Here is a 13,123-nt window from a genome sequence, read left to right as displayed (position 1 = left end):
ACATGTTCAGAAAAGACAGTAAACCGTTTTCTCTTCGCGCGCGCTTCCTGATGGCGACCGCTGGCGTCGTTCTGGCGTTATCACTATCGTATGGCATGGTTGCCGTGGTTGGTTATATCGTCAGCTTTGATAAAAATACTTTTAGCGCTCACCGGGGCGAAAGTAATTTATTCTTCAGTTTAGCCCAGTGGCATAACGATAAACTCAGTATTTCAGTCCCACCTGAGCTTGAACTGAATATCCCGACACTCGTCCTAATCTACGATAAAGATGGCAACATCCTGTGGCGTCAACGCCACGTACCCGAACTTGAATCTCATATCGAAAAAAGCTGGTTACAAAAACCGGGATTTTATGAACTGGATACCGGAACACATATCAGTAGTATGATGTTGGGTGATAACCCGAAGGCTCAGGATCAGTTAAAGAAATATGACGAGACTGACAACAGCGCCCTGACCCATTCTGTCTCAGTAAACACCTACCCTGCGACGTCACGCTTGCCAAAACTCACCATTGTAGTGGTAGATACTATCCCACAAGAGCTGCAACGCTCAGACTTGGTGTGGAACTGGTTCAGCTATGTTCTGCTAGCAAACTTATTACTGGTCATTCCCTTGTTATGGCTGGCGGCCTACTGGAGCCTGCGGCCCATAAAAGCATTGGTCAGCCAGATAACCCAGCTAGAGAAAGGGGAACGTGATCAGTTAGATGAAAACCCACCCCGCGAATTGCAAGGTCTGGTGCGTAATCTTAATATCTTGCTGACCAATGAACGTCAACGTTATACCAAATATCGCACTACCCTGTCGGACCTTACCCACAGCCTCAAAACACCGCTGGCGGTATTGCAAACCACGCTGCGCTCTCTGCGAACCGGCAAGCAAACGACGACTATCGAGGAAGTCGAGCCTATTATGTTAGAGCAGATAAGCCGTATTTCTCAGCAAATTGGTTATTACTTACACCGTGCCAGTATGCGTTCTGAGCATAATGCATTAATTCGTGAAATCCATTCGGTTACCGCACTGCTAGATAGCTTGTGTAGCGCACTGAATAAAGTGTATCAACGTAAAGGAGTGGTGCTAACGCTGGATATTTCACCGGAAGTTTCCTTTCTCGGTGAGAAAAATGACTTTATGGAGATCATGGGCAATGTTCTGGATAATGCCTGTAAGTACTGTTTAGAATTTGTTGAAATTACAGCTTTTCATACCGAAAAACAGCTCACCATCGTGGTTGATGACGATGGCCCCGGTATTCCAGAAAGTAAACGCAAATTAATTTTCCAACGAGGTCTACGGGTTGATACATTGCGCCCCGGACAAGGGCTTGGATTATCTGTCGCCGCCGAAATCATTGAACAGTATCACGGTGAGATTAACATTACTGAAAGCCCGCTAGGGGGAGCCAAAATGATGGTGACCTTTGGCCAGCAACACGATCATCACGATGATTAATAAAATTTGCCAGCTAGCCCCTGATACTAAAAGCTGGCATCCGTTATAATCACAGCCAAGCTCACCCCTCTCCTGGAATAAACATGGATTACCAACTCAATCTCGATTGGCCTGATTTTCTGCAACGTTATTGGCAGAAACGTCCCGTCATCCTCAAGCGCGGTTTCGCAAACTTCATTGATCCTCTCTCTCCGGATGAACTTGCCGGATTAGCGATGGAAAATGAAGTCGATAGCCGGCTGGTAAGCCATGAAGATGGCCGTTGGCAAGTTGCCCACGGCCCATTTGAAAGTTTTGATCATTTAGGTGAAAACAATTGGTCACTGCTGGTACAGGCGGTAGATCACTGGCATGAGCCGGCCGCCGCGTTGATGCGCCCTTTTCGCAAACTCTCAGACTGGCGCATGGATGACTTGATGATTTCGTTTTCTGTCCCTGGAGGCGGTGTCGGGCCACACTTTGATCAATATGATGTCTTTATTATTCAGGGTTCTGGCCGCCGCCGCTGGCGGGTTGGCGAAAAAACTGAAATGAAACAGCATTGCCCGCATCCGGACTTACTGCAAGTTGGCCCTTTCGATGCCATCATTGATGAAGAAATGGAACCTGGCGATATCTTTTATATCCCACCGGGCTTTCCCCATGAAGGCTATGCACTTGAAAATGCGCTGAATTACTCTGTCGGTTTCCGTGCCCCCAATGGCCGCGAACTGGTCAGCGGCTTTGCCGACTATGTGCTGTCTCGCGAGCTGGGTAGCCACCGCTACAGCGATCCTGATTTGCCACTGCGTGAGCATCCAGCTGAAGTATTGCCTCAGGAAATTGATAAGCTGCATGCCATGATGTTGGATTTGCTCCAGCAACCTGAGCACTTTCAAAACTGGTTTGGCGAATTCACCTCTCAATCACGCCACGAACTGGATATCTCGCCTCCAGAGCCACCTTATCAGGCCAGCGAAATCTATGACTTACTGATGCAAGGTGAGGCATTACTGCGTCTTGGTGGCCTGCGCGCTCTGCGTATCGGAGACAACTGCTTCGTCAACGGAGAGTTGATTGATACACCTCACTTCGCCGCTGCCGATGCCCTGTGTCAGCACTTCAGTGTCGATGCCAAGAAGCTAGGTAACGCACTGGAAGATCCGGCGTTCCTGACGATACTGTCAGAACTGGTAAACAGCGGCTATTGGTATTTCAAAGACTAATGTCCGCTGCGAGTCACACGAAAACGCCCCAACTGTGGGGGCGTTTTGCTATCATCAACTTGCTAATAACCTGTAAGCTATGACTCTTTAGCTCGCCTGGCCGCCAATTCCGCAATTCGCATAATAACTGCAACCGCTTTCTCCATACCTTCCAGCGTAATAAACTCATGTTTTCCATGATAGTTATAACCACCGGTAAAGATATTTGGGCATGGTAAGCCAAGAAAAGAGAGTTGCGCGCCATCCGTACCGCCACGAATGGGTTTCATAATCGGTGCAATACCACAATCGCACATCGCTTCCTGCGCTAACTCTATGATATGTGGATGCTTAATGATATGTTCACGCATATTGTAATAGCTGTCATCAATAATGATTTCGATATAACAGTCGCGATGCAAATCTTTACCGACGAATTTGGCGATATCCATTATCTTCTTCTTCCGCGCTTCAAAACCATCACGGCTGAAATCACGCACAATATAGTGCATCTCTGCCCGCTCTACCGTGCCTTTAATACTTTGCAGATGATAAAAACCGTCATACCCGTCGGTACATTCGGGTGTTTCATTGACTGGCAGCTGCTGATGAAAACGGGTTGCCAGTGACAAAGCATTCACCATCACTCCTTTGGCACTTCCTGGATGAACATTATTACCAACAATCTTTATCGTCACAGATGCTGCATTAAAGTTCTCAAACTCCAACTCCCCCACACCGCCACCATCAACGGTATAGGCCCACTGCGCATTAAACTCAGCCACATCAAAGAACCGCGCTCCCCTGCCTACCTCTTCATCAGGGGTGAATCCGATACGGATATCACCATGCGGAATATCGCTATTTTTTAAACGCACCATTGCCGTAATGATTTCCGCAATACCGGCTTTGTCGTCTGCACCGAGCAAGGTTTTACCATCGGTAGTGATTAGCGTTTGCCCTAATAACTTATGTAATATAGGGAACATGACCGGCGACAGAATTTCATCCCCCATCCCCAAAGCGATATCGCCTCCACGGTAGTTTTCGACAATTTGCGGATTGACATTTTTACCAGAAAAATCAGGTGAGGTATCAAGGTGTGCAATAAAACCAATGGTGGGGACCTGCCAGGAGACATTCGCTGGCAATGTTGCCATCACGCAGCCGTGGCAGCTTAAGGTGACGTGGGAAAAACCCAGCGCAATCAACTCTTGCTGCAACGCCTGAGCCAGCTTGCGCTGACCTTCAGTGCTCGGCACGGATTTTACATTGGCTTTTGCTTGTGTATCAAAAGAGACATAATTGAAAAAGCGGTCGAGTAATTTGTCCATGGTTCCCACCCTCATAATAGTGGATATCATTATGGGGAAGTGATCACCATCAAATATTGCGTCAGGTCAGCTTTAGACAAACTTAAACCAGAATAGTAAAAGTCATGGCAGAACCGAACCGGGTGAATTATCCATCAACCGGTTCGGTTTATAGCTTATTTATTCATTCTTTACTTAATCAAAGCGGTGGCTCCAATTAAGCAGGGTAATTAGTCACCCTGGCGGTTCTCACCGCAGGTTGTCAAAAATTCGCGCACATATTCGGGAACCACTTTGCTGGCTAAACCATAGTGTTTTTCATCAAACTGACTTTCCACCTGACTCGGTTCCAGATTCAACTCTACGGTATGCGCTCCCTGCGAACGCGACTCATGAACAAAACCGGCTGCGGGATAAACATGGCCGGAAGTCCCGATCGAGATAAAGAAATCAGCTTCAGCCAATGCCTGATAAATATCATCCATTCCCATCGGCATTTCACCAAACCAAACAATGTGTGGCCGCAGGGGGGATGGGAATTGGCAGCAATGGCAGCGCTCATCCGCACTGAGATCGCCCGGCCAATCCAATACCTGGCCAGACTGAGTGCAACGCACCTTCAGCAGCTCACCATGCATATGGATAACGCGCTTACTGCCCGCCATTTCATGCAAATTATCAATATTTTGGGTAATCAGTACGAAGTTATCGCCCAGCACCGCTTCCAAATCTGCAAGCGCGAAATGCGCGGCATTCGGTGCAATTTCTGGCTGCTGCAACTGGCGGCGACGCGCATTATAAAAAGCCTGTACCAATTCAGGATCCCGTCGATACCCTTCAGGAGTAGCCACATCCTCAACTTGGTGTTCTTCCCATAAGCCGTCAGCGGCACGAAAAGTACGGATACCTGATTCGGCAGAAATCCCCGCACCGGTAAGAACCACGACAAACGGTTTTTTCATTTCTGATGTGACGGCACTGTCCCGATGAAAAATGCGGGAGCGAAAACGTTGGTGCCGCAAATGCTTATTCTTGCGAAAGCGACATAGCCGATGGCGAATGCGCATAACCTTTTGCCTCTATATATCCCTACCTATTTGAAATTACAGCGTTGTTAGCAGCTCTCACTCACCCGTATCACTTACCAATGTAAGCTCACCGGGATTCATTCGTTTGCTGCCGACCTGCAACATCAATTAGTTTGGGTATGTTATTAATAATAACTAACGCTCACTCAAATGCAGAAACGCCGCCCCACGAACACCACCTGCATCACCATAACGCGCTTTTTCAATGCGTGGTAATTGCGCCACGCGCAATAAATACTGCGGCAAGCGTTTTGGCAGTTCCTGATAAATTTTTTCGAAATTAGACAGCCCGCCACCGATAACAACCAAATGCGGATCAAGTATCGTCAATAGATTACCTAAGCATATGGCCAGCACATCCATAAAGCGTTCAACATGTGCTACAGCGTTAGGTTCACCCGTATTATAGTTAGCAATAATCTGGATGGCAGGTAAAGATTCATGATTGAAATGCTGATACATCCACTCAAAACCGCGCCCGGAAATATAATTTTCAATACAACCAGTATGGCCGCAACCGCATGGCACTCGTGGAATATCGGCACCCAAGATATCCAACGCATCGATTGGCAAACGGAAGTGGCCAAACTCACCGGTGATATGGTTTCGCCCACTGACAATATTACCGTTCACAATCAGGCCGCCACCGACACCAGTACCGAGGATTAACCCCAGAACCGTTGGGTAGCGACGAAACTCCGCATCCCAAGCTTCAGACAATGCAAAACAGTTGGCATCATTATCGATACGGACCTCACGTTCAATCAGGCGAGAAAGGTCACCCTGCAACGATTGCCCCATTGCAGCGGGCACATTGGCTGTGAACACCGTACCATTATCAGCATTAGGTAAGCCGGGAATACCGATACCTACACTGCCTTTAACACCACAGTGCGCATCGGCTTCCAGCGTTAGATTCTGCAATATTTGCAACAGTTGCGGGTAATCTTCACGCGGTGTAGGAACACGTTTTTGCCACACACATTGCAAGTTGGCATCAAATACACCCAGTTCTGTCTTGGTACCACCCATATCAAAACCGTAATACATCCGCTCACCCTTATTAATGACTGCCCGCACAGTATCGCCAGCGAAGTGATTACCCGATAAGCTACTTCCCGCTAAGCACCTGTGCCGGATCAATACGGCTGGCACGACGGGCCGGATACCAACTGGCAATTAAACTCAACACCAACGCAGTCGCCAGCACACACGCCACATCAAACCAATGCAATTCTGATGGCAAGAAGTCGATAAAATAGATATCGCCCGATAAGAATTGATGCCCGACCAACCGTTCCAATCCGCGAATAATGTGAGTCAGTTGCAGAGAAACAATCACGCCAACCACCGCCCCGCAGACACTGCCGATTAGCCCAGCCAGCAAGCCATACCAGATAAAGATTGCCCGGATCAGACCATCTTTAGCCCCAAGTGTGCGTAACACGGCAATATCACCACTTTTATCTTTTACCGCCATCACCAGCGTGGAAACGATATTAAAACTGGCCACACCAATCACCAATACCATCGCCAGATACATGATAGTACGGATCATTTGGATATCGCGATACATATAGCCGTAGGTACCAATCCAGCTACTGATATAGACGTAAGCATTCGTCACCTCGCCCGCACTGCGTACCAGTTTGTTGGCGTTATAGACATCATCTACTTTGATGGCTATACCAGTGACACTGTCACCCATATCCAGATAGTGCTGTGCATCCGCCAGCGGCACCAGTGCCAAGCTATGATCTAACTGGCCACTGAGCTGAAACACCCCGGCAACCTGTAAACGAATACGCTTAGGTTGCAATAATTTCATCTCGGGGTCGCTGTTGGGGATCATCACCGTCAGCCACGAACCTTGCTTCACGCCTAAGGCGTCCGCCAGGCCTTTCCCTAAAATAATCTGCTGCTGCCCGGCTTTAAAACTTTCCCAGGCATTGCCTGGCACGAAGCTCGGCAGCGCACTAAGATGCTGTTCTGCCTGTGGATCAACCCCTTTTATCTGCACTGCACGCAGTTGAGCGTTGTTTTCAATCAAACCGGTGAAATTGATATACGGTGCCGCAGCGACGATACCCGGCACCTTTTCGATGCGCTGTAGGGTTTGTGGCCAGCCACTGAATGGCTGATTAACCACTGCAATCTCGCCATGCGGTACAACAGCTAAAATACGGTTTTTCAGCTCACGTTCGAAGCCGTTCATTGCACTTAAGCCGACGATCAGTACCGCAACGCCCAGGGCGATACCCAAGGTGGAAATCACCGAGATTAACGACACCATACCGCCACGGCGACGGCCACGGCTAAAGCGCAAACCAATCAGCAGTGACAGTGGCGACACCCCCATTCCCATTGCCACTATTGCGCCCCCACCAACGTCAAATGTTGCTGCAACTGACCATCACGCATTTCAAGCTGTCGGCTCATCCGTTTCGCTAATTGCAAATCGTGGGTGACCACTAAGAAGGCCGTGCCCTGACGGACATTCAATTCACCCAGCAAATTGAAGATACTGTCGGCATTACGCTGATCCAGATTACCGGTCGGCTCATCCGCCAGCACTAATGAAGGGTTATTCACCAGCGAGCGGGCAATGGCAACACGCTGGCGCTCGCCACCGGATAACTCCGAAGGGCGATGCTTGCGGCGTTTTTCCAGCCCTACTGCGGCCAGCATCGCCCGGGCTTTATCTTGTGCCTCGACCGGTTTGGCACCGCCAATCAGCAGTGGCATCGCGACATTCTCCAGCGCGGTAAAATCAGGCAATAAATGGTGGAATTGATAGATAAAACCTAATTCACGGTTACGCAACTCTGCCTTTGCACTGGACGATAATTGATTCAATGAACGCCCCTGATAAATCACTTCACCGGACGTTGGGGAATCCAGACCGCCTAACAAGTGCAGCAACGTACTTTTACCCGAACCAGAACTGCCGACAATCGCCATCAGCTCACCGGCTTCAATAGTAAACGACACATTGCGCAGGACGTCGGTATGCAGTTGCCCTTCCTGATAGCGTTTGCACAGGTTTAAACACTGTAATAAAGGATGGTTACTCATAGCGTAAAGCCTCGGCAGGTTGTGCGGCGGCAGCGCGCCAGGAAGGGTAGAGCGTGGAGAGCAAAGCAATTACCATCGCCAACAGGGCAATCACCGTGACCTGAACGGGGTTAATTTCAACCGGCAAGGTGGCACCGTCGATCAGCAAACCAAGGATCGGAATGAGGGTGTTCAATTGGCTGGCAAGTAAAATACCCAGCCCTGCACCGAGCAACGCGCCGATAACACCGGCCGTCGCACCCTGCACCATAAACACCAACATGATTTGGCGGCGACTCAACCCCTGAGTTTGCAAGATAGCCACTTCGCCCTGTTTTTCCATCACTAACAAGCCGAGCGAAGTAATAATATTGAAGGCCGCGACAGCAATAATCAGGCTAAGCAGCAGCCCCATCATGTTCTTCTCCATCCGCACCGCCTGGAATAGCTCACCTTTGCGGTCACGCCAGTCCTTCCATACCGTACCCTCCGGCAAGGTCTGCTGGCTCAGGCTATCTACCGACAGCGGCTGGTCAAGGAAGAGGCGCCAGCCGCTAATATTACCCGGCGGATAGCGCATCAGTCGCGAGGCATCCTGTTGATTAACCAGCATCTGATAGCCATCCACTTCACTGTCAGCGGCAAATGTACCGATAATAGTGAACAAACGCTGACTGGGAATGCGCCCCATCGGGGTGAACTGGCTGGCGCTCGGCACCATCAAACGCAGGGTTTCACCCCGTTTAACGCCCAATTGAGCGGCCAGTTTTTCGCCAAGAATCATATTATAGCTACCCGGCTGCAAATCTTTCAGATGCACGTTCACCAAATAATCTGCCAGCGGTTCATGTTGATCTGGGGAAACGCCCAACATAACGCCAGCGGCCAAATTACGCGCACTTTGCAACACCACATCAGCCGTGGTCAGCGGCACAATATCCGTCACGCCGCGCAGTGATTTCAGTGCCGAGGCAGGAATTTTATTCGGGTCAAGCGAGCCTTGCGGCGTGGTAATCAGCGCCTGCGGCATCAGCCCTAAAATATTATTCTGCAAATCACGCTCAAAACCATTCATCACCGACAATACGGTGATCAGCGCCATCACGCCCAAAGTGATGCCAATAGTAGAAAGCCATGAGACGAACCGACCAAAACGGTCCGATGCACGCCCACGCATGTAGCGCAGGCCAATAAATAATGCGACAGGTTGATACATGAAATCTGTTTAGATCCTGTTGCTAAAGCAAAGTGATTGAGGATAATAAAGGGTACTACCGCTTTATGGAACCATTAACCGCCTATATCTTCGGCTTTTATTCCAAATCAGAGCGCCAGTCTGTGGCTATCCCCTCTCGCGTGCTAGGATAGCCGCCGAGATAATTTATCATCTGTTGCTGCTGTACAGCTGAAATAACCGGTTAACCATAAACCAAGAGACTGTTTAACTACTTATGTCCCAACAATATCGTTATTCATTGCCGACACGACGCGGTGATACCCGCCAGTTAGGCCAGTTGACTGGCTCTGCTTGTGCGGTCGAATGTGCGCAAATCATTGAACGCCATGATGGCCCGGTGATGTTAATTACTCCGGATATGCAAACGACACTGCGCCTGCGCGATGAAATCCAGCAATTCTCTTCGCAACCGGTGAGCACCCTCTCCGACTGGGAAACACTGCCCTACGACAGTTTCTCGCCGCATCAGGATATTATTTCAGCGCGCCTGTCTTGCTTATATCACCTCCCAGCAATGGAACGCGGTGTTATTATTCTCCCGATTAATACCCTGATGCAACGGGTATGCCCGCACGAATTCCTGCATGGTCATGCGCTGGTGATGAAGAAAGGCCAGCACCTGTCACGGGATAAGTTGCGCGCTCAGCTTGAGCAAGCAGGATACCGCAGCGTCGATCAGGTGATGGAACATGGTGAGTTTGCTACCCGTGGTGCATTGCTTGATCTGTATCCGATGGGCAGCGAAGAACCCTATCGCATTGATTTTTTTGATGATGACATTGACAGTCTGCGGGTGTTTGACGTTGACTCACAGCGCACGTTGTCTGAAGTTGAACAGATAAACCTGCTGCCCGCTCATGAATTTCCGATAGACAAAGCCGCGATTGAGCTGTTCCGCAGCCAGTGGCGCGAACAGTTTGAAGTGCGCCGTGATGCTGAACACATCTATCAGCAGGTGAGTAAAGGTATTTGGCCTGCCGGTATCGAATACTGGCAACCGCTGTTCTTTAGCCAGCCACTGCCCTCGCTGTTCAGTTATTTACCTGAAAATACCTTATTGGTGAATACCGGCGATCTGGAAGGTTCAGCCGAGCGTTTTTGGCTCGATGTCAACCAGCGTTTCGAGAGCCGCCGTGTTGACCCGATGCGCCCACTGCTGACTCCAGATACCCTGTGGTTGCGAGTTGACTCGCTGTTCAGTGAGTTAAAGCAATGGCCACGCGTCCAATTTAAGACCGATGAACTCGCGGATAAAACCGCCAATACCAACTTACATTATCAGCCACTGCCCGATTTAGCGGTTCAGGCGCAGCAAAAAGCGCCATTGGATAACCTGCGCCGCTTTATTGAGTCATTCAGCGGCAGTGTGGTGTTCTCGGTGGAAAGTGAGGGCCGTCGTGAAACATTGCAGGATTTGCTGGCGCGGATAAAACTCAGCCCAACGGTGATAACGCAATTGTCTCAGGCGGGAAAACCCGGTCATTATTTAATGATTGGTGCCTCCGAGCGCGGCTTCCTTGATACTGACAAACAGTTAGCGCTAATTTGTGAAAGCGATTTGCTGGGTGAGCGCGTCAGCCGCCGCCGTCAGGATAACCGCCGTACCATCAATACCGATACCCTGATCCGCAATCTGGCAGAACTGCGCCCCGGTCAACCGGTGGTGCATCTGGAGCACGGCGTGGGCCGCTATCTGGGTTTGACCACACTGGAAACCGGTGGCATCAAAGCTGAATACCTGATACTGACCTACGCCGGTGAAGATAAACTGTATGTGCCCGTTTCATCGCTCCATCTGATCAGCCGCTATTCCGGTGGGGCCGATGAAAACGCACCGCTACATAGACTGGGTGGTGATGTCTGGAGCCGCGCACGGCAGAAAGCCGCAGAAAAAGTGCGCGATGTTGCCGCCGAACTGCTGGATATCTACGCTCAACGCGCCGCTAAAGCGGGCTTTAAATTTAAGCACGATCGCGAACAATACCAGTTGTTCTGTCAAAGCTTTCCATTTGAAACCACGCCGGATCAAGAACAGGCCATCAATGCCGTACTCAGCGATATGTGCCAACCATTGGCGATGGATCGTTTAGTGTGTGGGGATGTTGGTTTCGGTAAAACCGAAGTGGCAATGCGGGCGGCGTTCCTCGCGGTGGCCAATAACAAGCAAGTGGCGGTATTGGTGCCGACCACCCTGCTGGCGCAACAGCACTTTGATAACTTCCGCGATCGTTTCGCCACCTGGCCGGTGCGCATTGAAATGATGTCTCGCTTTCGCAGTGCCAAAGAGCAACAAGTGATTTTGGGACAAGCGGCCGAAGGCAAAGTCGATATTATTATCGGTACGCATAAATTGCTGCAAAGTGACCTGCACTGGCACGACCTTGGTCTGTTGATTGTCGATGAAGAGCACCGCTTCGGGGTGCGCCACAAAGAGCGCATCAAAGCGATGCGCGCCGATGTCGATATTCTGACCCTCACCGCCACACCTATTCCGCGAACATTAAATATGGCGATGAGCGGTATGCGCGACTTATCGATTATTGCCACGCCACCGGCACGCCGACTGGCAGTGAAAACCTTCGTGCGTGAATACGATAGCTTGGTGGTGCGAGAAGCAATTCTGCGTGAGATTCTGCGTGGTGGGCAGGTTTATTATCTCTATAACGATGTGGAAAATATCGAAAAAGCCACCCAACGGCTGGCTGAGCTAGTGCCAGAAGCACGAATTGCCATTGGTCATGGGCAGATGCGTGAGCGGGATCTGGAACGGGTGATGAATGATTTCCATCACCAGCGCTTTAACGTTTTGGTCTGTACCACCATTATCGAAACAGGGATTGATATTCCCAGTGCAAATACCATTATTATCGAACGTGCTGACCACTTTGGTCTGGCGCAGTTACACCAATTACGTGGCCGTGTCGGGCGCTCCCACCATCAGGCTTATGCTTATCTGTTGACGCCAAATCCGAAAGCCATGACCACTGATGCCAAAAAACGGCTGGAAGCAATTGCCTCATTGGAAGATTTGGGGGCCGGTTTTGCGCTGGCAACCCATGACCTGGAGATTCGTGGTGCCGGTGAGCTATTAGGTGAAGACCAAAGCGGCCAGATGACCACCATCGGCTTCTCGCTGTATATGGAGCTGCTGGAAAGTGCGGTGGATGCCCTAAAAGAGGGGCGAGAGCCTTCATTGGAAGATTTGACCAGCAACCAGACCGAGATAGAAATGCGGATGCCGGTGTTGCTGCCAGAGGAATTCATTCCAGATGTGAATATCAGGCTTTCGTTCTATAAGCGTATCGCCAGCGCACGTAATGAGAAGGAGCTGGATGAACTCAAAGTTGAGCTGATCGATCGCTTTGGCAAGCTGCCGGATGCGGCACGCTACCTGTTACATACCGCACAATTGCGCCAACACGCGCAGAAGCTCGGAATCAAGCGGATTGAAGGTAATGAGCGCGGTGGTTTTATCGAGTTTGGTGATAAAAACAGAGTGGACCCGGTTTATCTCATCGGGCTACTACAGCGCCAACCACAGATTTTCCGCCTGGAGGGGCCGACAAAACTGAAGTTTATGCAGGATTTGAGTGACAGGACGCAACGGTTGAAGTTTATCAGTGAGCTGTTGGCGTCATTTGCCCAACACTGCGTAGCTTAATCAAGTCATGTCACTTAATCATATGGTTAGCGCGGGTGTTCAGAAATGAAAAACCCGCGCTAATGTTAATGCCACTCGCTTATAAATCACGTTAAACGATCAGAATTAACACTAGGTCGCGAGCTA

At 50.0% G+C, this 13,123-nt stretch carries 9 protein-coding genes; 3 read left to right on the top strand and 6 right to left on the bottom strand.

The genetic code is table 11. The features are described from left to right. Window positions 1–2: 2 nt before the first annotated feature. Both phoQ and YALDO0001_RS07595 read left to right on the top strand, forming a co-directional pair. Complete coding sequence (gene phoQ / locus YALDO0001_RS07600; RefSeq protein WP_004701593.1) at window positions 3–1,460, top strand: two-component system sensor histidine kinase PhoQ; 1,458 nt, start codon at window positions 3–5, stop codon at window positions 1,458–1,460. A gap of 83 nt (window positions 1,461–1,543) precedes the next feature. Then, complete coding sequence (locus YALDO0001_RS07595) at window positions 1,544–2,665, top strand: ribosomal protein uL16 3-hydroxylase (RefSeq protein ID WP_004701590.1); 1,122 nt, start codon at window positions 1,544–1,546, stop codon at window positions 2,663–2,665. A gap of 77 nt (window positions 2,666–2,742) precedes the next feature. On the opposite strand, the gene pepT is transcribed toward YALDO0001_RS07595, so the two are convergent. The 6 genes from pepT to lolC form a co-directional block, all read right to left on the bottom strand. Further along, window positions 2,743–3,978, bottom strand: a complete 1,236-nt coding sequence (gene pepT / locus YALDO0001_RS07590) for a peptidase T (RefSeq protein ID WP_004701588.1) — start codon at window positions 3,976–3,978, stop codon at window positions 2,743–2,745. Between the two features lie 209 nt (window positions 3,979–4,187). Continuing rightward, entirely contained in the window at window positions 4,188–5,024 is an 837-nt protein-coding gene (gene cobB, locus YALDO0001_RS07585) for a Sir2 family NAD+-dependent deacetylase (protein ID WP_004701585.1), read from the bottom strand. Between the two features lie 156 nt (window positions 5,025–5,180). After that, on the bottom strand, window positions 5,181–6,095 hold the full coding sequence (gene nagK / locus YALDO0001_RS07580; protein ID WP_042839561.1) for an N-acetylglucosamine kinase: 915 nt from the start codon (window positions 6,093–6,095) through the stop codon (window positions 5,181–5,183). Window positions 6,096–6,156: 61 nt separating this feature from the next. Then, on the bottom strand, window positions 6,157–7,404 hold the full coding sequence (gene lolE / locus YALDO0001_RS07575) for a lipoprotein-releasing ABC transporter permease subunit LolE (protein ID WP_042839560.1): 1,248 nt from the start codon (window positions 7,402–7,404) through the stop codon (window positions 6,157–6,159). Between the two features lie 11 nt (window positions 7,405–7,415). Further along, window positions 7,416–8,120 (bottom strand): lipoprotein-releasing ABC transporter ATP-binding protein LolD, encoded by a 705-nt coding sequence (gene lolD / locus YALDO0001_RS07570; RefSeq protein WP_042839559.1) that lies wholly within the window; start codon window positions 8,118–8,120, stop codon window positions 7,416–7,418. Next, window positions 8,113–9,315 carry a lipoprotein-releasing ABC transporter permease subunit LolC gene (lolC, locus tag YALDO0001_RS07565; RefSeq protein WP_004701578.1) on the bottom strand — a complete coding sequence of 401 codons (1,203 nt, stop codon included), beginning with the start codon at window positions 9,313–9,315 and terminating at the stop codon, window positions 8,113–8,115. Before lolC ends, lolD begins: the two co-directional genes overlap by 8 nt. 235 nt (window positions 9,316–9,550) lie before the next feature. On the opposite strand from lolC, the gene mfd reads away from it, so the two are divergent. Then, window positions 9,551–12,997: a transcription-repair coupling factor gene (gene mfd / locus YALDO0001_RS07560; protein WP_004701573.1), complete on the top strand. Its 3,447-nt coding sequence runs from the start codon at window positions 9,551–9,553 to the stop codon at window positions 12,995–12,997. Window positions 12,998–13,123 lie beyond the last annotated feature (126 nt).

This window comes from Yersinia aldovae ATCC 35236, assembly GCF_000173735.1.
In the GTDB taxonomy this organism is placed as follows: domain Bacteria; phylum Pseudomonadota; class Gammaproteobacteria; order Enterobacterales; family Enterobacteriaceae; genus Yersinia; species Yersinia aldovae.
The sequence above is the reverse complement of the archived record's forward strand: the minus strand, read 5'-3'. Positions and strand labels throughout refer to the sequence as shown.